Below are 23,017 nucleotides of genomic sequence, written 5' to 3' on the forward strand. Positions count from 1 at the left end.
CCCCGAACGATCCCGACTCCGATCCTCGATCCCGACTCCGATCCCGACTGTGACCGCGATTCCGCTGCGACTGCGATTCCCGGACGGTCAGCCCTTCAGGCCGGAGGTGGCGATTCCCTCCACCAGATAGCGCTGGAAGGCCAGGAAGAAGAGCATCACCGGGACGATGCTCAGCACCGACATCGCGAACATCGGGCCGTAGGCCGACTCACTGGTCTGGTCGATGAAGAGCCGCAGCGCCAGCGGCAGCGTGTAGGTGTCCGGGTCGTTGAGGTAGACGAGCTGGCTGAAGAAGTCGTTCCAGGTCCAGATGAAGGTGAAGATCGCGGTGGTGACCAGGGCCGGCTTGAGCAGCGGCAGGATCACGTACCGGAAGGTGAGCACCGGGCCGCAGCCGTCGATCTCGGCGGCGTCGTCCAACTCCCGGGGCAGGCCCCGGATGAACTGCACCATCAGGAAGACGAAGAACGCGTCCGTGGCGAGCAGCTTGGGCAGGATCAGCGGTACGAAGGTGCCGACCAGGTCCAGCTTCTGGAAGATCGTGTACTGCGGGATCAGCACCACGTGGTACGGCAGCATGATGGTCAGCAGGGTGAACGCGAAGAGTGGCCCGCGCAGCCGGAAGCGCAGCCGTGCGAAGGCGTACGCGGCCAGTGCGCAGGAGATCAGGTTGCCGATCACCGCACCGACCGCCACGATCACCGAGTTGGTGAAGAACTGCCAGATGCTGATCCCGGCGATCCCGTCCAGCGCGGCCGAGTAGTTCTCCGGCGCCAGTCGGGTCGGCAGCAGGCTCAGGCTGGAGAGGATCTCGTCGGTCGGCTTGATCGAGGTGGCCAGCAGCCACAGCACCGGATACAGCAGCAGAGCCAGTACGCCGATGATCAGCACGTGCCAGCCGACCGTACGCAGCCGGGCCCCGGTCGCGCCCGGCCGGCGAGTCCCCGGAGTGCGGGTAGCCGGAGTGCGGGTCGACAGGCCGTCGGAGAGCGTGCTCACCGGTCCTCCCCGGAGTAGAACACCCAGCGGCGCGAGGTGCCGAAGAACAGCGCCGTGATGATCGCGATGACGAGCAGCAGAATCCAGGCCATCGCCGAGGCGTAGCCCATCCGGAACTGCGAGAACCCGCGCTCGTAGAGATAGAGCGTGTAGAACAGGGTCGAGTTGCTCGGCCCGCCCCGGCCACCACTGACGATGAACGCGGGGGTGAACGCCTGGAACGCGTGGATCGTCTCCAGCACCAGGTTGAACAGGATGATCGGGGAGAGCATCGGCAGCGTCACCGACCGGAACGTGCGCCAGGTGCCGGAGCCGTCCACCGCGGCGGCGTCGTAGAGCTCGGTCGGAATCTGCTTCAGACCGGCCAGGAAGATCACCATCGGCGCGCCGAACTGCCAGACGGCCAGGATGATCAGCACGTAGATGGCGTAGTCCGGCTCGTTGATCCAACCGCCGGTGTCCCAGCCGAAGTTGCCGGTGACCGAGTCGACCACCCCGGCGTCGGTGAACATCGCCCGCCAGACCAACGCGATCGCCACGCCCGTGCCGAGCAGCGAGGGCGCGTAGAAGGCCGACCGGTAGAAACCCTGCCCGCGCCGGTTGCGGTTGAGCAGCAGGGCCACCGCGAGGGCGGCGGCCAGTTTCAGGGGTACGGAGACCAGCACGTACATCGCGGTGACCTTGGCCGAGGCGAGGAACCGCGCGTCGTCGGCGAAGAGCCGCTGGTAGTTCTCCAGCCCGACCCACTCCGGAGAGGTGAAAAGGTCGTAGTCGGTGAACGAGAGGTAGAGCGACGCGAGCATCGGGCCGACGGTCAGCAGCAGCGCCCCGACGACCCAGGGGGAGAGGAAGAGGTACGCGATCCCGGGTCGGTGGCGTCGGTATCGGGGCCGGGCTCCGGCGGCGGTACCGCCCGGTGTGGCGGGCCGGGGCGGCGGCCTACGCAGGGTCCCAGTTGTCATGCTCAGCTTTCCCATCGGCTTCTGGCGGCCACACCCTCGCCGGGGTGTGTGCACGCGCCCCGGTGGCGGGCGGTGATGAAACCATTCAACAAACCGCCCGAAGGTACCGCCGCCGGGCGGGGCCTGTCAATGGAGGACATGCCGACCGGGCCGGGGCGGCACCGTCAGGGCGGATGACAGGCAGTTGATGAATCGATTCAGGCGCTGAAATTGGCAGTACTCAGTACGGACGCCAACCCGGATCCCGGCCGAACCCCGCGATCAGCCGATCCTGCTCACTCGCCTCCGGCGACACCGGTACCTCCGGCGCGGCCAGCCCGCTGTCCCGGTACATCGAGGTACGTTCGGTGAACCAGCGGGCACACTCCCGTACGCCGTCCGGATCGAGCCGGGGCTCGACGCCGATCGCGACCGCCAGGTCCCAACCGTGCACCAGGTGCTCGGCGAGCAGTTGGTGCAGGTACTCCCCACCTGGTGTGGGGCCGGCCGACAAATCCACCACCCGGTCCAGTACGCCCGGCTCGGCGACGGCGCGGCACGCCTGCTCGGCCGCGTCCCGGGCCGAGGCGGCAGCATCGGCGCCCAGCAGGTCACCGGCGAACCGGTCCCCGATCTCGGCCAGCGACGCTCCGGCGAAGAGCGGCACCGACCAGCGCTCCTCCCAGACGACATGGTTCGCCAGGGTCCGCACGTCCCAGTCGGTGCAGGGCGTCGGAGCCGCCCAGCGGTCGGCATCGACCTGAGCGACCAGGTCAGCGAAGTTGGCCACCGTGCGCTGGTACGTCATCACTAGATCCACGACCCGATTCTGCCCCGGGCAGAGCACCGACCGCCGGGGAAGTCGCCGCGAGCCGGCAAACCTGTTGTGCCCGAGCCGGCGGGCCTGTTGTGGTCAGTCGAGTTGGTCTGGGTGTAGCCCCAGCTCGCGGGCGACCGAGAGCCGCACCCACTCGGTGAGCTGGCGGCGTGGGATCACCCGGTCGTGCACCGCCAACTGCACGGCGAGCCCGTCGATCAGGCCGTTGATCCGCCATGCGGCCCCGGCCGGATCGTCGCAGCTGAAGACCCCGTCCGCGACCCCGGCCGCGATCACCTCACCGAGCCCCTCCCGCCGGCGCAGGTCCAGCCGGCGCGACACCTTCTCCAGCTCCGGCGTGCGCAGGGACTCCGACCAGCCGTCGATCCACATCGCCCAGGAGCGGGACCGGCCCGGCGGAGCGTAGAGACGGAGCAGTTTCTTCAACTTGACCAGCGGGGTGGCCGGCGAGCGGAGTACCGCGTCGAGTCGGGACAGATCCTGCTCGGCGGCGTACGCGAACGCCTGCGCGACAAGTCGCTCCTTGGTGGCAAAGTGGTAGAAGACCAGCGCCTGGCTCACCCCGGCGGCCTGGGCCACGTCGGCGGTACGCGTGTTCGCCAGGCCCCGCGTCGCGATCACGTCGCAGGCGGTGCGTAGTAGCGCATCCAGGCGCACCTCTGCCGCACGTCTCGTCACGCGGTTACGTTAGCCCATTCCGGCGGAGACAATAAGCTATCAACACGTCGGATAAGTTACTAGCGGGTCAGACTGTCCACTAGCGCATCAGAAGCCGCAGCTCCCGCCCTCGCCACCGGGCCAACACCGGCTCCGCCGCACGCCGCCGAGCGGTGTTCCGGCGGGCGTGTCGACCGGCCGTCGCAACCGGTCAACCGCCCGGCCCGGCAAAGCGACCACCGGGCCGGCAAAGATCGGCAACCATCGGTACCCCGTAGTAGTGTCCGCACATGCCAGACGGTGTGGCCAGGATCCCTCCGTCCGCCCGGGTCGGGCGGGAGGAAACCTCCGCCCTCGCCGCCCCGGACGTCGCCACCGCTGTGGTGAACTACGACGACGAGGAGCGGCCGGCCCGGCAACTCACCGGCCCGGTCGAGGTCGGGGTGGCGGTGGTCGCCTTCGTCGTCGCGCTGCTGGTGCTCTGGCAGGTGTTCCGGCCACTGCCCCAGGGCAGCCAGTTCTATCTGATCGTCTTCCTGGCCGGCGTACTGCCACTGGTCTTCCTCGGATACCGCTCGGGCCTGCGACTGCCGAACCGGCTGGCGGAGCGACTGCCGAACGGGCTGGCGAGCCGACTGCGGAACGGGCTGGCGGAGCGGCTGCCGGCGGGCGCGCGGCGGCGGGTACCCGAGGATGCTCCCGGCGGGGCGCGCCGTGACCTGCCGACGGTGCCGGACTGGCTGCTGGCCGGGTTGGCCCTGGTCGTCTGCCTCTACCCGGTGCTGCCGCTCGCGATCGGCGACGCCGGCGGCGGTTACGACGCCTTCCTCGACCGGCAGGGGCTGCTGGCCCCGGTCGACGTGCTGATGGGTGCGCTGCTGCTGGTACTCCTGGTCGAGGCGTGCCGGCGCACCACCGGCTGGATCCTGCCGGTGGTCTGCCTGCTCTTCCTCGGCTACGGCTACTACGGCGGGCTGCTGCCGCAGAGCTGGGCGATCGCGCACGCCGGGCTCGACTTCGGACAGATCGTCGACGCGCTCTACAACTCCGGCAGTGGCTTCTACGGCACCCCACTCGACGTCGCCGCCACCTACATCGTGCTGTTCACGATCTACGGTGCGGTACTCGACCTCTCCGGCGCCGGACGATTCTTCGTCGACCTGTCGGTGGCGGCGTTCCGGCGCTCCCGCAGCGCCGCCGGCCGCACCGCCGTCGCCTCCGGCTTCCTGCTCGGCACCGTCTCCGGCTCCGGCACCGCGACGGCGGTCAGCGTCGGCGCGGTCACCTGGCCGATCCTGCGCCGCGCCGGCTACCCGGCCGAGCACGCCGGGGGCATGCTGGCGGCGGCCGGGGTCGGGGCGATCCTCTCACCGCCGACGCTGGGCGCGGCGGCCTTCATCGTCGCCGAGTACCTCGAGGTCTCCTACCTGACCGTACTCGGCTGGGCGGTGATCCCGACCCTGCTCTACTACCTCGGCATCCTGCTCGCCGTCGAGATCGACGCCCGGCGGTTCAAGGTACGCCCGGTCGAGATCGCCGCGGCCTCCGTGTGGCGGCTGCTGGGCCGGTTCGGCTACCACTTCTCGTCGCTCGTCGTCATCGTCGTCCTGCTGGCGCTCGGGATGAGCGCCACCCGTGCGGTCGTCTACGCCACCGGGCTGGCGGTGCTGCTCAGCTTCCTCGACCGGCGCAGCTGGCTGACCCCGAGACGGCTCTTCACCGCGCTCTCCGCCGGGGTCCGCGGGGTGCTTCCGGTCGCCGCCGTCTGTGGCGCGGCCGGCATCATCACCGCCACCACCACCAAGACCGGACTCGGCGCGCAGTTCGCTTCGCTGCTGGTCCGGGGCGCCGAGGCGCTTACCGACAACCCGACCGCAGTACTGGCGCTGACCGTGGTCTTCGCGGCGGTGGCACTCTCGCTGCTCGGCCTGGCCGTACCGGTCACCGCGTCGTTCATCATCGGCTGGGTGATCATCGGGCCGGCGCTGCTCGCGCTCGGCGTACCGGCTCCGGCGGCCGCGATGTTCGTCTTCTACTACTCGGTACTCTCCGAGGTCACCCCGCCGACCGCGCTGGCGGCGGTGGGCGCGGCGGCGATCACCGGCGGCCGGACCGTCCCGACCATGTGGCAGGCGCTGAAGTACGCCCTGCCGGCGTTCCTCGCCCCGATCGCCTTCGTGCTGACCGGGCCGGGGGAGTACCTGCTCGGCCGGGGCTCCCCGGTCGAGGTGCTCTGGGCGGGGCTGGTCGGCTGTCTCGGGGTGGCCGCGCTCGCCGTGGCGACCGGTGGCTGGCTGCTCGGCGTCGGGCCGGCCGGCGTGGTCGAACGGACCCTGAGCGCCGTCGCCGGCCTGCTTTTGCTCTACCTGCACCCGGTGTCGATCGCGATCGGCGGCGGACTGGTGGTCGTCGCCGTGCTGACGGCGCTCGCCCGACGTCGCCGTACCTCCCGGGCGGGTGTGGTGATCGAGGGACCGGACCCGACCGTGCCGAGTCCTCGGGATGGCGTTGCTGGAGACGTGGCGGCCGTGCCGGACGGGAATGACCCGCAGCGGCCCACCCCGCCCTCGCCCTCGCAATCGCCCTCGACTTCGCAGTCGCGATCGACACCAGCGCCGATGCCGGATGGCACACCGGGAAGTACGCCGGACTCGCCCGACCCCGATACGCGGACGGGCGTGGGAGAGGATGCGAGATGAGACGTAGCACGAGAATCCTGGCGGTGGTCACCGCCGCCGGTCTGGGCCTGACCGGTCTGGTCGGCTGTGGCGGCCGGCAGGACACCGCCAGTACCGACGCGGGCGGCGAGGTCACCTGTGAGGTGGGTACGGAGACCCGGATCGGGATCGCCACCGGCAACGCGACAGGCGTCTACTTCGCGCTCGGCAACGCCTACGCCGAGCAGGTCTCCAACGCACCGGGCAGCAAGGTCAAGGCCACCGCGGCCGAGACCGGGGCCTCGGTGCAGAACATCCAGCAGCTCGTCGCCGGTACCTACGCGGTGGCGTTCTCGCTGGCCGACACCGCCGCCGACGCGGTGCAGGGCACCGGCAGCTTCGAGGGGCAGCGGCAGCCGGTGCAGGCACTGGCCCGGATCCACACGAACTTCACCCAGGTGATCGTCCGTAACGGTGCCGGGATCAACTCGGTGGCCGACATGCGGGGCAAGCGGGTCTCCACCGGCTCACCGAAGTCGGGTACCGAGGTCATCGCGAACCGGCTGCTCCAGGCCGCCGGGCTCGATCCGGCGAAGGACGTACAGGCGCAGCGGCTGGACCTGGGCAAGACCGTCGACGGGATGAAGGAGGGCTCCATCGACGCGCTGTTCTGGTCGGGAGGCCTGCCGACACCGGGCATCACCGACCTGCTGACGACCGCCAAGGGCCAGGTCAGCTTCCTCGACATCACCCCGCTGCTGTCCGAGATGAAGAAAATCAACCAGGTGTACGAGGAGAGCTCCATCCCGGCCGCCACCTATGGCACTCCGGCGGACGTCAAGACGATCGTGGTACCCAACTTCCTGCTGGTGAAGGACGATCTCGACGCCAACCTGGTCTGCGTACTGACCAAGGCGCTCTTCGACCGGAAACCGCAGCTCGAACAGGCCAACGCAGCGGCCAAGGAGATCAGCCTGGAGACCGCCCGCAAGACGGACCCGGTGCCCCTGCACCGCGGCGCCGCCAAGGCCCTCGACGACCTGAAAGCCGCAAAGTAACCCGTTCACCCCAAGCCGTCCCCCACCGGCTCCCACCCCACCACTCCCTACCTCCCAGGTTCCTAGGATGGTTTAGGGGTGTGAGGTGGGACGCCGGAGCGCACTGAGTGAGCAGGACGGGGCGAGCAGCGGAGGGCGATGGCGGGTACGTACAGCTGGCGGGCACTGACCCGCCGACCGGACCCCCGAGTTGGCATCTGTTCGCGGCCTCGGCTAAAGTTCTCATCCGTCACCAGGAAACACCGGATGACAAGCGGACGTAGCGCAGTTGGTAGCGCATCACCTTGCCAAGGTGAGGGTCGCGGGTTCGAGTCCCGTCGTCCGCTCGGAGATGCCGCCACATGTCGGGGGCTACCTCGGTGGAGTGGCCGAGAGGCGAGGCAACGGCCTGCAAAGCCGTGTACACGGGTTCAAATCCCGTCTCCACCTCGGCTACAAGCGAGGGCGATTGGCGCAGTGGGAGCGCGCTTCCTTGACACGGAAGAGGTCACTGGTTCAAACCCAGTATCGCCCACCAGGTATATAAGCAGGTCAAAAGCCCGCTATCAGATCTTGATAGCGGGCTTTGTTGATCTCATGAGTTGCCGGTGAGTTATGACCTTGAAGATGACCCCTATTCGGGGATCGGCCAACCTGTCCAAGTGTCATGGGTCAACCGGATAGGCAGGGGACGATAACCGCCTAGAACTTCCACGCGAGCCCGGGTCGGTCTGGCGCGTGAAGAGCGGACTGAAGATCTGAGGCGCATCCACCAATGCCGTGATTACCGTGGCGGGACAGCACGGTTACAACGAGGTAGCCGGCCCTCCCCGCCAAAGGAGCAAAGGTGCTGCACACCCCTTTCGCCGAATACCACGAAGCCCCGACGACCGAGCCGTTCCACCGTCAGCCCAGCACGATTCCGGCCGTCGCTGCCTGCGGCGTGTCCGCCCTGGTCCTGCTGGTCGCTGACATGCTCGCCGCGCAGTCGTTCGTCTCGCCGCAGATGCGCGGGCTCGTCCTGGTCGTCATGGTCTCCGCCGCCGTCGTCGGCGCCACGGTGTGGATCGACCGCCGGCAGGTCGCCCGGCACCGGGAGATCCTCGCCATGCGCAAGCCCGGCGACTGCTGCGCCATTGCCTGGGTAGAAGGTTTGGCGCACCGGCCGTTCCCGGGAATGGACGACATGCAGCTCCCGCGCGGCTGATCCATTCGGAGGTGGTGGAGGGCGGGAAAGGCTGGGGATCGCTGGGGCTTCAAAATTCTCATCGATGCCCCCCCCCCCGATCGGTAGTTAGTTCGATTACACGGCCTGTGATCAGGGCCAGGACGGCGGACCCCCGGGAGCGCGGGGAGCCGCCGTTTCCGCGTTTCCGAGCCTGCCCGGTGTACCGTCCGAAGTGGTGGCCCGGGGTAGGGCCCGGGCCGCCACCACCCCAGCCCTACCTGGGAGGCCCGATGGAACCGACACTTGGCGACAACATCGCCCGACACCGCCGCCGGCAGCGGCTCACCCAAGAGCAGCTCGCCGAGCGCGCCGGCCTGAGCGTCGAGACGATCCGCAAGCTGGAGACGAACAGCCGCACCAGCAGCAGACTGCCCACCATCGGCCGGCTGGCCAGGGCGCTCGGCGTACGCACCACCGATCTACTCGGCGACGCGACCAGCGCTGCGGCCCGCCGGGAGCCGGACCACCTGCCGCTCAGCCTGATCGACATCCGCCAGGCGCTCACCCCGGCACGCGGGCCCGGCGGCACAGTCCGGCTCCCTGACGGGCCGCCGCCGACCCTGTCGACGATCCGCACCCGGCTCCGGACCGCCGACCAGGCGTACCACCGAGGCGACTACGCCACGGTGCTCGGCATCCTGCCCCAGCTGGTGTCCGCTGGCCGGCTCGCCGTCGAGACCTCATCCGCGAGCGCCCGGCCGCAGGCGCACGCCGCGCTGGCGGACGTCTGCTACCTCACCGGAGAACTGCTGATCCAGCTGCGGGCCGGCGACCTCGCGTACACCGCCATCAGCAGCGCGCTCGACGCCGCCGAGGCGGCCGGCGATCCGATCCTCGGGGCGCTCACCGTCAAGGGCTCCAGCTGGCTGCTGCTGCGGCAAGGCAGGCTGGCCGAGGCCGAGCAGCTCGCCGTGTCGACGGCCGACCGGATCGAGCCCCGGATGTCCCGGGCGCGGCCGGAGGAACTCGCCGTCTGGGGGTGGCTGCTGTTGTTCGGGGCCGCGGCTGCCGCCCGGGACCAGCGGCCGGATGACGCCACCGAGATGCTGGACTCAGCGGCGGCTGCCGGCGCCCGGCTCGGCGACCGGCCGATCCCCGGCCGGCTGGCGATCGTCGGCGGGTTCCGCTCCGCGCGGGCCGAGATGGCGCGCGTCGAGGCGGCGGCGGTGACCGGCGACCCGGCGGCGGTACTGCGGCTGTCGGAACGGATGCCGGTGACCGCGACGGTGCCGACCAGCCAGCGGCGGCATCAGCTGGACGTGGCCTGGGCGCACGTGCAGACCGGGCAGTACGCGGACGCCACCCAGGTGTTGACGCGGCTGAGCCGGCAGGCGCCGGCGTGGCTGCGGCACCAGCGATACGCGCGGGACATTGTGGCCGACCTGGCGGCGGCACGCCGACGCGCGATGGGCGCGGAGTTGGCGGAGCTGGCGGCGCTGGTCGGCTGCTGACCGGTACGCGCCGTACCGGTTTCCCGGTCCGTCAGTGAACGTCGGACGCCCCGCACATTCACTCACGGTAATGGCCGGCGCACCCTGAAGTCGGGTCGCCGGTCGGGAGCCCGTACCTGCCCCGGCGCCCGGCCGGTCCGGGGTCCCGTCCCCCGGTTGCCCCGGACCGGTTCCCGATTCGCCCACATGAGCGGCGCTCCGTGACCTGTGCTCCGGAGCGCCGTGGCGTACTGGAGGTGACCCGTGCTGATGTGGCGTACCCGAGGCTGGATCTGGCGCCAGGCGAGCAAGGTCCGCGACTACCGTTGGGACGGACGCCGCTGGCGCCGAGTGCCGGGACCGACGCGGTGAGCGTGCCGGAAGGGCCGCCCGGACTCGCCGTGGACTGGGCGTGGGCCACCATCACCACCCACGCCGAGGGACGGCACTGCGGCGGCTGCAGGGGCAACTGGTGCCCAACCGCCGAATGGTCTCTGTGGGTCGTCATCACCGACCGGCTCGTCGGCCCGGACCCGGACCGGCGGCGGATCGTGACCACGGTGGCCCGGCAGGTGCTGACGGCGCACTGGCCCCGGACTGTGGACGGGTGCCGGCCGTGTGGGCTGCCGTCGTGCGGCCGGGCCGAGCTGGCGGGGACGTGGCTGGCCGTGGTGGGTGAGGACGCGGTGCCGGACAGCGTGCTGATCCTGCGCCCGTCAGCGACGCCGACAGCGGATGATCTGCGGCGGCTCACCGGCATGGGCGGGCCGCCTACCACACCGGAGGCTTGATCAGGCGTCCGTCCACAGGACGCGGACTTATCCACAGTGCGGCAGCCTGCCGTCGACTGGCGGCAACCGGAGCGGGCAGGCTGCTGGTGTCGGCGCGGCCACCCTCCGGCCGCCGGCCACGGCTACGGCAGGTGGGGCAGGCCGGTTCGGAAGGCACCGACACGCAGAGAGCGATACCCTAGGGTCTTGCGCAGCGCAGGACCCTAGGGTATCGTTTTGGACATGACGGAGACGCGCCAGATCATCCGAGACATCACCCGGTACGCCAACCAGGACGAGCCGGCCCACCGGTGGTCCCTGGTGATCAATGGCGAAACTGTCTCCGAACTGTGGGTCGCGATCGAGACCGGCGAGATTATGCAGGTCGAGACCCCCGCCGAGCACCAGGGCAACGGCTACGCCAGCGCGCTCTACCGCCAGGCCGCCAGCGAGATCACCATCTACCACGCCCCCGAGGCGCACCGCACCCCCGAGGGTGACCGGTTCGCCCACAGCGTCGGAGGCGATGCCCTGCCCTGCCTGCACGGCTGCTGCGACGACGGGCCCGACTTCGATGACGAGGACTGAGACATGACGACCACCACGACGACGTACGGCGCCGAGTACGGCGTCGACGCCCAGACCGATGGCATCCGCGCCTACATCCGCGATGGCGGATACACCGCCGACCAGCAGGACAAGCTGGTCGAGGCGTTGCTCGCCGAACTGCGGGCCGAGGTCGACAAGCGGCTGCCCGAGGATGCGACCTGGCAGCCGGCCCTGTCCGAGTTCCTGCACCCGGTCGACGTCGAGATGCCCGACGCGGAGGAGGTCGGCGCGATCTTCGCCGCCGCATGGTCGGCCGTCGAGGACCGGTACGAGCAGATCGAGCGGCGGCTCTTCGGGGAGTTGCCGGCGACGGTGGGGGATCTAGAGGCGGCGCTGCGGGCGATCGAGTCCCCGGTGCACCGGGCCCGGGTGGCCGGGCTGCTGGTTGACGCGGGGATGCGGGCTATGGCCGGCCGGGTGCGGGCGGAGGCGATCTACGAGGCAACGCGGGAGCGGGGTGGCGCAGTGCGGGTGGCCGAGCTGCTCGGCACCGGGGAACCGGCGGTGCGGAAGGCGATCAAGGAGCACAACGCCCGGACCTCCTGAACTCGATACCCTAGGGTCTTGCATTATATGGGACCCTAGGGTATCGTTATTGATGTGAGGGAGAGCGAGAGGGGAACCGAGATGCAGACCAAGACCACCGGCCAGATGACCCGCCGGGCCCGCGCCATCGCCACCGCCTACGCCCAGGCCAACCTCGACAGCCCGGAGGCACAGGCGATGCTCAAGGAGTACGAGGAGATCGTCGAGGACCTCGGGTACGACCCGGCGCAGTGACGCGAAAGCGGCCCGGCCAATCCCCGCGAGGGGACGGACCGGGCCGCCGTGGGTACTACGTGCTGGTGGACTGGACGGTGATCGCTGAGCGGCACGGCCGCAGCGACCAGGATCCCCGACGCTGCCGGGCCTGCGCGGCACTCTGGCCGTGCTGGTACCGGCTACACGGTGAGCCGCCAGCCACGATCCCGGAGTTGGAGCAGCAGAAACCGAGCGCGGCTCTGATCAAAGTCGCGGTGACGCGGCTCGGATTGGCCTTCCCGACGGCAGAGCAGAAGGTGTAGTTGATCCGCCAGCATGTCGACGGCGGCCGGATCCAGCCCGGTCCGCTGCTCTGCCGGACCTGGTGCCCGGGTCACGCGCTACGTACCTGCGGGTTCTTGCTGCCGATGCCGTTGTCCGACACCGCCGGGGCGGTGCCGACGCCGAGGACCGTCGCGGCGGCGATCGCGAGCGCGATCCACTCCGCCGAGTCCAGCCCGCCCAGGATCACCGTCGCGAGGACCTGGAGCACGGCGAGGACAGCGGCGACGGCGGTCTTACCCCACCGGTACTGCGGGGCGAGCGGGACGAGGTAGACGCCGACGGCGGTCGCTCCGGCGATCGCGATCTGCACGGCCTCGTCGGGCTCGATGCGCTGGTCGCCGGACAGGGCGCCGTACGCGACGGTGAGCGCGGCGCCGATGACGGCTACCAGGGACTTGCCGTACTTCTGGAACATGGGTGACCCCTCCTCAGGAGTCTTGGGGACCGACCCCGGGGCCCCGGGGCCGGCGTAGGGTGGCCGGCGTGGTGCGCGGCTACTGGACAGACCGCGGCGGCCGGCAAGAGTGGGTGGAAGAGACCCCGGACCGGTGCTGCGGCCGGTGGATGCCGAACTGGGGAGCCTGCCCACGCTGCCGGGTGATGGGCCGGCGGTGGAAGTGCTCTACCTGCGGACGGACCGAGTTCGATCCGGAACACGCGTGCGCTGCGCCCAGTGCATCAGGAACACCCGATGCCAGATCTGCGCCACCAGAGCGGCGAACGCCACCAGCGTGACCACTGCCCTGCCGGTGTAGTCGGGCCAGATCCGGGCGACGACGATCAACGTGAGCAGCAGGCCCAGGTTGGCGGTGAACTGCATAAGGTGGCGGCCGCTGCGGTTGTGCCACCAGTCGCCGCGGGTCAGCCACCAGAAGACGGCGACGAAGTACCAGCAGCCAGCCGCGCCGATCCCGGCCAGGATGGTGGTGGCGTCTCTCATTTCGAACCCCTCAACGCTTCGGTGATCATGGGGCCGAAGTGGTTACGGTTCCCGAGCTCCTGCAACGACCGGGCGACCTGATCCACGGGTACGTCATCGGCGCGGGCTCTCGCCAACTGCTTCCGTGCCCGCTCCAGCCGTCTCCGCGCCTCGGCGGTCTCCGGGGAGGAGGTACCTCTACGACGCCAGATCCCCACGGGCCCCCGCCTCCCTGGCCAACGACTGCAACAGTTGCACCGTCAGATCCGACTGTGTCAGAAGCTTCTCGACCTGCTGCCCGCGCACCTTCAGCTCTTCGTCTCGCACCTGCAAGGTTTGCTGGAGGTATGTGATCTGTGCGTCCTTGTCGCGGATCCGGTCTTCGTGGGTGGGTCGCGGTATCAGCCGGCTCGTGATGATGAGCAGCACGACGAAGAGCAGGATCCCTACGGGTCCGCCTGTGCCGATGAGCGCCGGGGGGATCTCCGGCATCAGCCGCCCGCCGGGGTGACGCCGTCGACGGAGCCGATTACCTTGCGCAGCACCCGCTCGAGCTGCTCGTCGGTGACGGCTACCGTGCCGGGCGGGGTCGCGGCCAGCGCGTCGAGCCGCTGCTGGATCTGGCTCAGCGCCACCGCCAGCGCGTTCGTCTCCGTCGTTGCGGGCTTGCCGGCGGCCGGGAACGCCGGCACCGTGTACTCCCGCCGGCCGGCCCGCAGCGCCTCTACCCGGTAGTTCATGACGTGCTGCACGTACGCCTCTGACGGGGTCATATCGTCTCCCTCGGTGTCGATCAGTCCGATGCTGGTCAGGTACCGCACGAAGAGCGGCGTCAGGTCGCGGCCGGCCCGCGTGGCGTCCCGGTGGTACGAGATGTGGGTGTGCCAGCGGTGCGAGCTGTCGCCGGACGACCGCCGGCCGAGCCGGTCCCAGCGGCGCACCGTCGACCCGTCCGGGCTGTAGATGACCTCGCGGATGTCCCGGCTGTCGGCCGTACCCGCCCGGCACTGCGCGACCAGCCAGATCGACATGCTGCGCAGGTCGTGCCGCTTGCCCCGTACTGTGGTCGACCAGTCGCCGATGTCCAACGCCGACGCGGCCTCGGTCAGCCCGTTCCGGTCCCGGCTCGACTCCCGCACCGAGTAGTCGTCGTCATCGACCCGATCCCGGCCGCAGTGATAACCACCCCGGTGAGCCGGGTCACCGACGATCCCGACCTCATCGGGGTCCAGGTCGGTCGGGTACGCGCGCGAGTTCTCGTGGATGTCAAGGTGATCGAGCAGCAGCCGGCGGAGTTGCTTCAGGTTCTCGGGTGCGTAGGTCACCGTCACACCACCTCGTAGATCGTGACCTGGATCGAGCTGTTCACGCCCTGAACCGTCTGGTTCGCCTGCGTGGTGACGATGAGCTTGAGGGTGTGCGCGCCGGCCGACGCGAGCGTGCCCTGATAGGTCTGGGTGATCGTCGACCGGTCCGACGTCACCTCGGCTGCGTACGTGGACAGCGGGTTCTGCGCCACCCCGTCGACCGACAGCCGGCCTACCGTCAGCGCCGTGCTCGCCCCGGAGCGGGAGAAGTCCCACGTGCACGTCGCCACGTAGACGGCGTTCGCGCCGACAGTCGTCGGCGTCACCACCGCGCTGGGCACGTCCGCGTTGGTCTGCGATGCGGCCACGCTGCCGGTGCCGATCGCGTAATACGGCGTCGGCTGCAGCAGCCCGAGCCGGCCCGCCGACACGATCTCGCCCGCCAGGATTGCCATACCTACCTCACAGGGCCAGTCGCCACGGGGTGGCGAGGGACAGGGCGGTGCCGGCCGGGATCGTCCTGGCGACGCCGTTCACCGGCGCGGCGTCGACCGTGAAGGTCTGGATGCCCGGCACCTCGAAGTTGTCGACGTCCACGTTCGTGCTGCCGTTGGTGTTCCCGGTCTCGCGGCGGGTACCGACCCCGACCCGGGTACCCGAGGTCAGAGACGTGTCGGTCGCGGTGAGGTGCCAGCCCCGTTCGGCCGGCTGGTCGGATCGCCACGCCCGGGCCCGGATCGTCGACCCGATCGCCGAGCACTGCACCAGCCACCGGTTACCGGCCGCGTGGGTCTGGCCGAGCGTCACCGTGCTGCCGAGCTGGGTCGCGGTGCCGGCGACGCGCTTGAGTAGCCGCAGTTCGGCCGCCGCGCTGGAGGTGATCGACAGGGTGGCGTAGTAGTAGTTGTTCGTGTCGGTGAACCGGGTGATCGCCCAGAACGAGAACCCGGCACCGGTGGGCACCACCGGCAGCACAACCTCGAACCGGGGATCGGCATCGGTGCTGCCGACGTCGATCGTGCGCAACTCCAGCTGGTTGATGGTCGCGGTCGCGATTCGCCCCACCGAGCCGGTCACCGACCAGTTCCCGGCGGCGCCGGAGTTGAGCGCCCACGTCTGCCCGGTGGTGGCGTTGCCCCAACTGCCGGCGGCAACGCTGCGTGTGTAGGTGTCGCGGGCGAGGGTGGCGATCCCGGTCACGGTCAGTACGACGCCGCCGGAGCGGATGTTGAACGGGAACTGACTGGCGTGGCTGGCGGTTGTGATCCACGGCGGGCCGGCCGTCACCAGCACCAGCGCGGACGTGTCGGTGCCGGCGGCGACCGGGCCGACCCAGCGGGAGCCGTCGGTGTCAGCGCGGCCGTACGTCGAGTCTTCGACGACACCCACGTCCCACGGCCGGGCCGGGGTGCCGACGATCGACCCCGACCAGGTGCCGAGACGGTTCAGGGTTTGCGAGATCCCCCCGGCGATCTGGTCCACATCCTCCGGCGGATGCGGTGCCGGGACGTTTGTCTGCATCACCCGGTCGCCGGGGATGAGGTTCAGCCACGGCTCGATCAGTTCCGGCTGGCCGGCGAGGTCGACGGGGATCCCCGGGTACCGCATCTCTTCCCACGTGCCGAGGTGCACCCGCCAGCCGGCGTGGTGCGCGGCTTGCGCGTCGGCGGCGAGGCCGAGAGTCACGGAGTCGTCGTAGGTGCCGTGCCGGTCGGCGTGGTCGTGGTCTATCACCCGGGCCGACGATCCGTCGGCCCGGGACACGGTGACGTCGTTGCGGGTGCCCTGGTCGTCGTACGTCGGAGCAAGAACCGACTCCGGCCGAATCTCCTGCGAGTGCATGTACGTTTCGAGATCGACCGTCAACGCCGGGACCTGGTTGTAGCGGGCGGAGCGGGGCCGGTATGCGAGTCCCCACCCGTGCTCGTACAGGATCCCCATGTCCGCCTGTTCGGCGTCGCGGAGTACGTCGAGGTCGCTGCCGGTTGGCTGCACCCCGAGGGGTTCGGAGTCGCCGGCCCGGATGTAGACGGGGATGCCGCGCTCGGCGCACACCCGCTCGATCCGGTCGGATGCGGTTTCGCCAGGAAAGCCCAACCCCTGGTTGTACTGGGTGACCTGGCTGGTGGCGAAGTCGTGTAACACCAGCTGGGACAGCCAGATGTTGCGGACGTTCAGGGACACCTGGCCGATGACTCCGGCGAACGCGCCGATGGCGTTGACCCGGATCGGGGCGCCGAGGTTCACGCCGACCCAGATCGCCGAGTCGACGAGCCTGCCGTTGACCCACAGGAACACGTCGAGCTGCCCGCCGGCCGGGCGGGCCATGAAGTGCACGTGGATCCACTCGCCGGTGATGCCCGGGTTGGTGTGTGGGGTCACCGCGTCGTCGAGCCAGACCGTGAACGTCGGCGACGTCTGCGACTCGCTGGAGAAGTAGGAGACGCCGATGGCGCGGTCTTCTTCCCACTGCATCGCCATCCGGAAGATCCCGCCCGTACTGGTCCGGACCTCCCACGGGATGTAGTAGGCGGAGCCGGCGGTGTCGTCGATGACCTCGCCCTTGGTCCACACGCCGACCTGGAAGCCGTTGCTGCTGGCGCCGTCGATGAGGCCGACCATCATGTTCGCCGCCGTCGGCAGCGGGCGTGCGGATCCCGACGCGCCGGGCGGAGCGTCGGAGTCGAAATCCATCGTCCCGTTGCGGACGGTCATCGCCGCACCGCCGGGGATCCCGGACGCGGCAACCGTCGAGTCGGCGCCGTCCTCCAGCGGGTGGTAGAAGACCGGGCCGCTGTTGGCGAGGTAGCGGGTCAGCGGGGACCGGGGCGTTGATCCCTGGCTGAGGCGGCGCAGAATCCCGGACGCGGTGAGCCGGACGATGCTGGCCATGCCGTCGGTGGAGGGGATGAACTGCGGCTGCCACTGGTCGGCGAAGCCGTTGAACAGGTTCGCCGACACCCGATAGTTGTCGAAGGCGATGGTGAGCCCACCGGCGTTCGTGTTGCCGGGCACCAGCCACGTCTGTACCCCGACTCCGCCGGGTTCGGTGAGCGGGTCCGGGTCGGTGACGTCGAGCTGCCATCCGGCCGGCTCCGACCCGGACGCGGTCCACACCTTCATGCTGATGCGGTGCCCGATGACAGCGACCCGGGTGCGCAGCGGTACGCCCGCCGCGTACGACAGTCCGGGGACGATGACGTCGCCGAGGTCGGTGTGTACGCCACCGACTACGCGGGAGATCTTCGCCATGACGGTGGTCGAGCCGGAGTTGAACTCGGTCCGGCACCAGTAGTAGTCGAAGCCGTTGTATCGGGCCATCACCCCAGTCACCGCCGCCGCGCCGGTAGCGACGGCGGAGGTGGCGGTGTCGATGAGGTGATGGGTGTCGAGCAGATACACCGGTGCCGTCACCTGCCGGAGCGCATTGACGGTCGGGTTCGCGATCCGGGCCTGTCCGGCCGACACGCTGTAGTTGGCCGAGGTTCCCCCCGCTGTCGTCCACGACTGGCCCGAGTCGGCGACGCCCCACCCGTTCGACACGGCGCGCCCGAAAGCGTCGTCGAGCCGGCGGAGGGTGAGCCAGATCGGGGTACCCAGGACGACGTGCGGCCAGTACTGGGACTGCGACCGCAGTGGCGTCAACGCCCCGTCGTCGTTGAGCAAATGGATGGTGGCGCTCGACGGGGACACGAGTCCGTCGCCGGACGCCGACCCCTTCCGCAGCGGGATCGGGTTCGTCAGCAGCCGGCCGGTCAGGTCGGTCCACGTCCAGTCGCCCTGGTCGCCGTCCGGGTTGGCGCCGAACGCGGCCCACGCCTCGACGGGCAGGTCGGTGTTGTCGTCTGGCCACATCAGCGGCTCACCGTCGCGAACGCCTCGTCAGGGTTCCCGCCGTAGTCGGTGCGGATGTTCTCCTTCACCCACGCCATGAAGCTGCCGGGGGCATCGCCGGCGAACCGCAGCGTCGGTACCGCCGGCTGCACCGCCGCGGCCGGTGTACCAAACCCGGCCGGCGGGGTGGTCAGCGGCGTACCGGCGATCAGCGACGTCACCGAGCCCAGCTCCGCCTCAAGGGCGCGGCGCTCGCCGTGGATGCCGCGGATGAGCCCGCCCATGATCTGCTGCCCGGCCGGCTCCAGCAGCACCCGGTCACGATCCTCCGGGCCCTTCCACGACGGGATCATGTTCGTCACCCAGCCGAGGACACCTTGCAGGTTCGGGATCGCCGCCCGGATCCCGGAGACGAGCCCGTTGATCAGTGCCCGGCCGGCGCCGCGTAGCAGGTCGCCGAGCCCGCCGAGGGCGCGGAGGATCCGGCGCGGGATGTCCATCACCCACCGAACCCACGCCTCGGGCTCGTTCCGCATCGAGCGGAACACCGCCGCGACGATCTCGGAGAAGCGGCGGAACGCGGCCGCGCCCTGCGACGCCAGCCCACCCACCGCGTCCCGGGTACGCCAGATCGCCATCGTCAGCGCGATGAACGCCCCGATCGGCGACAGCATCACCACAGTCCGGAAGACCGGGTACAGCTCGGTGAAGACGCGGATCAGGACACCGAGCCCGAGTAGCAGCAGCCCCACGAAGTTGATCAGGTCGGTGAAGAACATCGACGCTTCCGGGCCGCCGCCGTCGATCAGGCGGAAGAATCCGCCGATGTACTCGCCCAGCTTGGGCAGGTCATCGGCGAGCCGGATCAGGAACGGCGTCGCCTCCCGGATCAGCTCGACAATGCCCGGCAGCATGTTCGAGACGAAGCCGATGAGCCCTTCCGTCAGCGGCTGAATCGCCGGGGCGATCAACTCGAACATCTGCTTGAACTGCGGGCCCCACTCCACGACAGCGAAGCGGATCGTGTCCATCGCCTTGACGAGCGGTTCGATCAGCGGCGTCGCGACACCCCGAAGCTGCGTCCGGACGGTGAACGCCAACCGCTCCGCCGCAGCGGCAACGTCCGGCTGTTCGCGCAGGATCAGCGCACCGATCCCGATCAGCCCGATACCGGCGCCGCCGAGCAGACCGCCGGTGATCGCCGCGGTGATCGCGGGCAGGATCGCGGTACCGATCGCAAGACCGGCCGCCCAGATCCACGGGGAAACGCCGGTAGCCGACTTGATCGAGTCGGCGAACGCCTTCAGAAACCCTTTGCCGGCGTCGTCGCCGATCTTCCCGCCGGCTCGCCGACCGACCTCCGCGTCAATGGTGGTGTGGAGCCGGTCGAGCGATGGCTTGTTCACCTCGACGTCGGCGTGAATGGTGGCCCGTACCCGGCGGGCAACCCGGGCGACCATCCCCCGCAGGCCATGCTCATACCCGGCTTCGCCGGCTGGTTCGGTGTCGATGTCCGCCGACTCCGACGATTCCACTGCCGCAATCGCGGTGGTGATCTCGTTCCGCAGCGAACTGGTGTCGGCGCCGACCGGCACTTCGACGGTGACCTGGTTCGCCACCAACTCCCGCCGAAGTTCGTCCTCGAACGCCGCCATCAGCGGGTCAAGCCGGACCGGTAGCTCCGGCTCGCGGCCGCGGAGCTGGTCGGGGACATCCGACGTGTCGAGTTCAGCCCGGGCCGGGATCGTCACCCGCGCACCAGCGAGCGCGTCGGAGATCATCCGATCCAGGTTGGAGCCCCGGAACTCCTTGGCGATCGCCTTCTGAAGTTCCTTCGCGAAGCCCTTCGCCGAGGGGATGATCGTGACCCACGCGGTGCCGACCTCGGTGTTCGCCACGGCTCACCCCCCGGTCTTCATCAGGCCCAGTCGAGTCAGTCGGGCGACGTACTCCCGGCGGCGCTTCTCGGCGCGCGGATCGGGTCGCTTCAGCGGCTTCGGCTTCGCGCCCTTGCCGCCGCCGCGCTGCCAGTTCGCCGCCGCCAACACGTCGATCTGCGTCGCGGCCAGGTGCTCGGCGATACCCCACCGGGCTGCTTCGCCGTTGATCGCGATCCCGAGCGGCGAATTTGGCGGAAGGTGTCGGATGTAGTTCAGGAGTTCCCGGGCGCCGACTTCGCCTGAGAGCGCCGCTCGGAGCGAGAACCCGTAGTAGCGGCGGAGCGACGCGTCGACGGCCCCGCCGTGCTCGTCGACGAGCCGGACGAGGCCAGTAGTTCCCCCGGGTTCACGCCGCCGTGCTCCATCCACGCCGACAGCAGTTTGATCATTCCGATCATTGGCTGCGGGTTCTGCTGCCATTCCTTCCACTGGTCGCCGAACCCGTCCCGGAACAGGTCGAAGACGGCCTGATGCTGGCCTTGTTCGGCGGCTGACGCAGTGCGCATGTCCATCTCGAAGATGTGCGCCAGCTGCCATTCCCGGCCGTACGCGGTGAACCGGAACGGCTCGCGGGCCGCTTCTGCGACAGCGGCGTCGAAGTCGAACAGCTCGGACATGACTCTCCTTGCGGGCATTTGCGGGCTTGAGCACCGGTGGGCACGCGCCCGCGTGCGGCCCACCGGTGCGATCAGGTGGACCATCTGGCCCAGTCGGACGATGAACGGGTTGCAGTGCGCTGCCACGATGACCGAATGCACCCGGACCCGTACCGGCCTGTGATCTTCGCGTCGCCGCCCACCTCGGGGCTGGCAGTCGCATCCGGAGTGATGGGGATCCTCAGCGCCCTCGGCGGCTGCTTCCTCGTACTACCGCCGATCGCCGCCGTCGTACTCGGCCACCTGGCAACCCGCGAAACCCGCACCGGAGTGCGGGGCGGCCACGGCTGGGCGATCACCGGTCTGATCATCGGCTACCTGTTCGTGGTGCCGATGATCCTCGGCGTCTTCTGGCTGATCCTCGGAGCAGCGTTCTATCCGGTCAGCTGACTACGGCGTCGCCATGTCGTCGTCGATGTAGTACCGGTACGCCCACACCCCGTTGGAGTCGACGTACGCGTTCAGCGTCCACTCGTAGACGGTCGGGCCGGCTCCGGACCAGACGACGTCACCACGCTCCCCGATCTCGGCGATCGGGAGGTAGACCCGCTGTTCCCGGTTGCCGTCGATGCCGTGAAGGACCCACGCCCGCCGGTCGCCGGTCGGCGGCTTCTCCTGGACGGCCGCGCCCTCGCTGGTGGAGGTCACGGTGCTGCCGGCGTACTGAAGGCCGAGGTTCGCCAGCGACGTCTCCGCCGCCGCGAACGTGAACGTCTTCACGCTCTCGGTCCGGGTCTGCCGGCCGAGGGCGCCACGCTGCCAGATGTAGTAGTTGTTGATGCTCTGCGACGTCGCTTCGGTGAGCCCGTCCGGGCCGACTGCGCCGACCTCGAAGAAGTCGACGTCGAGCGGCGTGGACGCGTCGGTCGGCGGGGTGACGGTGGCGCCCGGGGCGTGGGTGTAGACCGCGCCGTCCTCGTACGCCCTGATCAGGTCGATGTCGACCGCCATGGGTCAGCCTCCTTGGGCATGGTGATGGCCCGGCGGTCGCCGGGTGGCAGAGTGCGGGCGTCAGGAGATGCGGTACGCGGACAGCTTCAGGTCGGCGTGCTCCACGTCGACCTGCATGCTGCTGCCGTAGTCCGACGGCGGAAACGGGCCGATGTACCGGCTCGCCGCCGCCGGGATCGAGTAGGTGCGCGGGGTGATGCTCTGCCCGTCCCGGCCGCCGGCCAGTCGCACGGTCAGGGTGCGGGCGGTCGCGGACCCGTTGGCGTTACGCACCAGCAGGAACGTCTGACCGTCGTTCGCGACCGTGTGATGGTTGACGGCGTCCCCGTTCGTCTCCGCCGCCGGGGCGACACCGGTACCGGTGCGGACGATGTTCGTGATGGGCACAGCTACACGCGGCATGGCGTACTCCAGGTGGTCAGGCCGCGCGGATGCGCATGCCGATCTCAACGGTCAGAGCGGTGATCGTCTTGGTGTCGTCGGCCGGGTCCGGTTCGGCGTGCGGGCCGGCGAAGTCCAGCACCCGGTAGCAGGTCACGGCGGCGGTGTCGGTGACAACGACGCGGCCGCGGATGTCCTTCAGCAGTGCCCAGATGAGCAGCGCTAGATCGTTGCGGTTCTTCTCGTCACCGACGGCGCCGGTGCCGTACCAGACCTGCGCGTCGATCCGCGCCGAGTCCTGGACCCGGGAGTACGGCACCCCGCCGACCCGCCGGATCCGGACGTGCCGGGTGGGGGATGTCTTCGGCCGCAGCTTCGTCGACACGACGACGCCGGCCGCGTGCGGTTCGCTGCGGCCGGCGAGCGCCGAGGTGAGGTAGGTGACCACGACGTCTTCGGCGTCCGGCGGCAGTTCGATCACGGCACGTTCCGTGCTGCGTCGATGTTGGTCGCAAGCAGCTTGTGTTTCGCTTCCACGGCCAGCCCGGACGGGTGGTCGAGCACGACAACGGTCCGGGCGCGGATGCCGCGCCCGGTGGTGCGAACCTCCACCGGTAGCGGGATCTCGCCGGGGTCGCCTTCGACCCGGATACCCGCCGACTTGATCGCGTCCGCCACCGCGAGCCCTTTGGCGTGCAGGGTCTCCTGTGTTTCGGCGCGGGTCAGGATCTCGCGGATGCCCTCGCGGGAGTGCTTGAACCGGATCCGCATCGACAT

28 protein-coding genes and 3 tRNA genes are annotated in these 23,017 nt (G+C 69.7%); 13 read left to right on the forward strand and 18 right to left on the reverse strand.

The annotated features are described in order from the left end of the window. Nucleotides 1-87: 87 nt before the first annotated feature. From CLT71_RS33420 to CLT71_RS33435, 4 genes are all read right to left on the reverse strand, one after another. Nucleotides 88-999, reverse strand: coding sequence for a carbohydrate ABC transporter permease (locus CLT71_RS33420; RefSeq protein ID WP_486483592.1), 912 nt, complete (start codon nucleotides 997-999; stop codon nucleotides 88-90). Continuing rightward, nucleotides 996-1,961 carry a carbohydrate ABC transporter permease gene (locus CLT71_RS33425; RefSeq protein ID WP_101370604.1) on the reverse strand — a complete coding sequence of 322 codons (966 nt, stop codon included), beginning with the start codon at nucleotides 1,959-1,961 and terminating at the stop codon, nucleotides 996-998. The genes CLT71_RS33420 and CLT71_RS33425 overlap by 4 nt, the downstream gene beginning before the upstream one ends. Nucleotides 1,962-2,181: 220 nt before the next feature. Then, nucleotides 2,182-2,760: a TIGR03086 family metal-binding protein gene (locus tag CLT71_RS33430; protein ID WP_101370605.1), complete on the reverse strand. Its 579-nt coding sequence runs from the start codon at nucleotides 2,758-2,760 to the stop codon at nucleotides 2,182-2,184. Between the two features lie 93 nt (nucleotides 2,761-2,853). Then, the gene (locus tag CLT71_RS33435; protein ID WP_101370606.1) at nucleotides 2,854-3,456 is read right to left on the reverse strand and encodes a TetR/AcrR family transcriptional regulator; all 603 of its coding nucleotides are present in this window, start codon (nucleotides 3,454-3,456) and stop codon (nucleotides 2,854-2,856) included. 269 nt (nucleotides 3,457-3,725) lie between these two features. Here CLT71_RS33435 and CLT71_RS33440 point away from each other — a divergent pair, with 269 nt between their 5' ends. The 12 genes from CLT71_RS33440 to CLT71_RS33485 all read left to right on the forward strand — a co-directional run bounded on the left by CLT71_RS33440 (nucleotide 3,726) and on the right by CLT71_RS33485 (nucleotide 12,230). Then, nucleotides 3,726-6,134: a TRAP transporter permease gene (locus CLT71_RS33440; RefSeq protein WP_486483593.1), complete on the forward strand. Its 2,409-nt coding sequence runs from the start codon at nucleotides 3,726-3,728 to the stop codon at nucleotides 6,132-6,134. After that, complete coding sequence (locus tag CLT71_RS33445; protein ID WP_101370607.1) at nucleotides 6,131-7,150, forward strand: TAXI family TRAP transporter solute-binding subunit; 1,020 nt, start codon at nucleotides 6,131-6,133, stop codon at nucleotides 7,148-7,150. Before CLT71_RS33440 ends, CLT71_RS33445 begins: the two co-directional genes overlap by 4 nt. Before the next feature lie 253 nt (nucleotides 7,151-7,403). Next, nucleotides 7,404-7,476: transfer RNA gene (locus CLT71_RS33450), tRNA-Gly, on the forward strand. A 32-nt stretch (nucleotides 7,477-7,508) separates the two neighbouring features. After that, nucleotides 7,509-7,579: transfer RNA gene (locus tag CLT71_RS33455), tRNA-Cys, on the forward strand. Nucleotides 7,580-7,592: 13 nt separating this feature from the next. After that, a tRNA-Val gene (locus CLT71_RS33460) sits at nucleotides 7,593-7,667 on the forward strand. A gap of 309 nt (nucleotides 7,668-7,976) precedes the next feature. Further along, nucleotides 7,977-8,336 (forward strand): hypothetical protein, encoded by a 360-nt coding sequence (locus tag CLT71_RS33465; protein ID WP_101370608.1) that lies wholly within the window; start codon nucleotides 7,977-7,979, stop codon nucleotides 8,334-8,336. 251 nt (nucleotides 8,337-8,587) lie between these two features. After that, on the forward strand, nucleotides 8,588-9,808 hold the full coding sequence (locus tag CLT71_RS33470; protein WP_101370609.1) for a helix-turn-helix domain-containing protein: 1,221 nt from the start codon (nucleotides 8,588-8,590) through the stop codon (nucleotides 9,806-9,808). A 347-nt stretch (nucleotides 9,809-10,155) separates the two neighbouring features. Further along, on the forward strand, nucleotides 10,156-10,578 hold the full coding sequence (locus CLT71_RS33475; RefSeq protein ID WP_143743706.1) for a hypothetical protein: 423 nt from the start codon (nucleotides 10,156-10,158) through the stop codon (nucleotides 10,576-10,578). A gap of 222 nt (nucleotides 10,579-10,800) precedes the next feature. Then, a complete protein-coding gene (locus CLT71_RS33480; RefSeq protein ID WP_101370611.1) occupies nucleotides 10,801-11,145 on the forward strand; it encodes a hypothetical protein in 345 nt (114 codons plus the stop codon). A 3-nt stretch (nucleotides 11,146-11,148) separates the two neighbouring features. Beyond that, complete coding sequence (locus CLT71_RS36740) at nucleotides 11,149-11,712, forward strand: hypothetical protein (protein ID WP_143743707.1); 564 nt, start codon at nucleotides 11,149-11,151, stop codon at nucleotides 11,710-11,712. Nucleotides 11,713-11,793: 81 nt separating this feature from the next. Further along, nucleotides 11,794-11,946, forward strand: coding sequence for a hypothetical protein (locus CLT71_RS37210; RefSeq protein WP_158242353.1), 153 nt, complete (start codon nucleotides 11,794-11,796; stop codon nucleotides 11,944-11,946). 65 nt (nucleotides 11,947-12,011) lie between these two features. Continuing rightward, nucleotides 12,012-12,230: a hypothetical protein gene (locus CLT71_RS33485; protein WP_143743708.1), complete on the forward strand. Its 219-nt coding sequence runs from the start codon at nucleotides 12,012-12,014 to the stop codon at nucleotides 12,228-12,230. Between the two features lie 71 nt (nucleotides 12,231-12,301). Here the strand turns inward: CLT71_RS33485 and CLT71_RS33490 are convergent, their stop codons facing one another. The 10 genes from CLT71_RS33490 to CLT71_RS33525 all read right to left on the reverse strand — a co-directional run bounded on the left by CLT71_RS33490 (nucleotide 12,302) and on the right by CLT71_RS33525 (nucleotide 20,869). Then, nucleotides 12,302-12,667, reverse strand: a complete 366-nt coding sequence (locus CLT71_RS33490) for a hypothetical protein (RefSeq protein ID WP_101370613.1) — start codon at nucleotides 12,665-12,667, stop codon at nucleotides 12,302-12,304. Nucleotides 12,668-12,874: 207 nt separating this feature from the next. Next, nucleotides 12,875-13,192 carry a putative phage holin gene (locus CLT71_RS33495; RefSeq protein WP_101370614.1) on the reverse strand — a complete coding sequence of 106 codons (318 nt, stop codon included), beginning with the start codon at nucleotides 13,190-13,192 and terminating at the stop codon, nucleotides 12,875-12,877. Beyond that, nucleotides 13,189-13,389, reverse strand: a complete 201-nt coding sequence (locus CLT71_RS38400) for a DUF7620 family protein (RefSeq protein ID WP_486483594.1) — start codon at nucleotides 13,387-13,389, stop codon at nucleotides 13,189-13,191. Before CLT71_RS38400 ends, CLT71_RS33495 begins: the two co-directional genes overlap by 4 nt. Beyond that, nucleotides 13,370-13,663, reverse strand: a complete 294-nt coding sequence (locus tag CLT71_RS33500; protein ID WP_101370615.1) for a hypothetical protein — start codon at nucleotides 13,661-13,663, stop codon at nucleotides 13,370-13,372. Before CLT71_RS33500 ends, CLT71_RS38400 begins: the two co-directional genes overlap by 20 nt. After that, nucleotides 13,663-14,496 carry a hypothetical protein gene (locus CLT71_RS33505; protein ID WP_143743709.1) on the reverse strand — a complete coding sequence of 278 codons (834 nt, stop codon included), beginning with the start codon at nucleotides 14,494-14,496 and terminating at the stop codon, nucleotides 13,663-13,665. Before CLT71_RS33505 ends, CLT71_RS33500 begins: the two co-directional genes overlap by 1 nt. A 2-nt stretch (nucleotides 14,497-14,498) precedes the next feature. Next, on the reverse strand, nucleotides 14,499-14,933 hold the full coding sequence (locus CLT71_RS33510) for a hypothetical protein (protein ID WP_101370617.1): 435 nt from the start codon (nucleotides 14,931-14,933) through the stop codon (nucleotides 14,499-14,501). Between the two features lie 7 nt (nucleotides 14,934-14,940). Beyond that, nucleotides 14,941-18,333 (reverse strand): hypothetical protein, encoded by a 3,393-nt coding sequence (locus tag CLT71_RS33515; protein WP_101370618.1) that lies wholly within the window; start codon nucleotides 18,331-18,333, stop codon nucleotides 14,941-14,943. Next, nucleotides 18,333-20,210, reverse strand: coding sequence for a hypothetical protein (locus CLT71_RS33520; protein WP_101370619.1), 1,878 nt, complete (start codon nucleotides 20,208-20,210; stop codon nucleotides 18,333-18,335). The genes CLT71_RS33515 and CLT71_RS33520 overlap by 1 nt, the downstream gene beginning before the upstream one ends. A 3-nt stretch (nucleotides 20,211-20,213) precedes the next feature. Beyond that, entirely contained in the window at nucleotides 20,214-20,360 is a 147-nt protein-coding gene (locus tag CLT71_RS37215; protein WP_158242354.1) for a hypothetical protein, read from the reverse strand. A 104-nt stretch (nucleotides 20,361-20,464) separates the two neighbouring features. Further along, nucleotides 20,465-20,869 (reverse strand): hypothetical protein, encoded by a 405-nt coding sequence (locus CLT71_RS33525; RefSeq protein WP_143743710.1) that lies wholly within the window; start codon nucleotides 20,867-20,869, stop codon nucleotides 20,465-20,467. Between the two features lie 135 nt (nucleotides 20,870-21,004). Here CLT71_RS33525 and CLT71_RS33530 point away from each other — a divergent pair, with 135 nt between their 5' ends. Next, nucleotides 21,005-21,298: a DUF4190 domain-containing protein gene (locus tag CLT71_RS33530; protein WP_101370621.1), complete on the forward strand. Its 294-nt coding sequence runs from the start codon at nucleotides 21,005-21,007 to the stop codon at nucleotides 21,296-21,298. Here the strand turns inward: CLT71_RS33530 and CLT71_RS33535 are convergent, their stop codons facing one another. The 4 genes from CLT71_RS33535 to CLT71_RS33550 are packed head-to-tail and all read right to left on the reverse strand — an operon-like array spanning nucleotide 21,299 to nucleotide 23,017. After that, a complete protein-coding gene (locus tag CLT71_RS33535; protein WP_101370622.1) occupies nucleotides 21,299-21,859 on the reverse strand; it encodes a phage tail tube protein in 561 nt (186 codons plus the stop codon). It lies immediately after the preceding gene. Between the two features lie 60 nt (nucleotides 21,860-21,919). Continuing rightward, on the reverse strand, nucleotides 21,920-22,261 hold the full coding sequence (locus CLT71_RS33540; protein WP_143743711.1) for a carbohydrate-binding protein: 342 nt from the start codon (nucleotides 22,259-22,261) through the stop codon (nucleotides 21,920-21,922). Nucleotides 22,262-22,277: 16 nt separating this feature from the next. Continuing rightward, nucleotides 22,278-22,721, reverse strand: a complete 444-nt coding sequence (locus tag CLT71_RS33545) for a hypothetical protein (RefSeq protein ID WP_101370624.1) — start codon at nucleotides 22,719-22,721, stop codon at nucleotides 22,278-22,280. Continuing rightward, nucleotides 22,718-23,017, reverse strand: a complete 300-nt coding sequence (locus tag CLT71_RS33550) for a hypothetical protein (protein WP_101370625.1) — start codon at nucleotides 23,015-23,017, stop codon at nucleotides 22,718-22,720. Before CLT71_RS33550 ends, CLT71_RS33545 begins: the two co-directional genes overlap by 4 nt.

It is taken from the genome of Plantactinospora sp. CNZ320 (genome assembly GCF_002846275.1).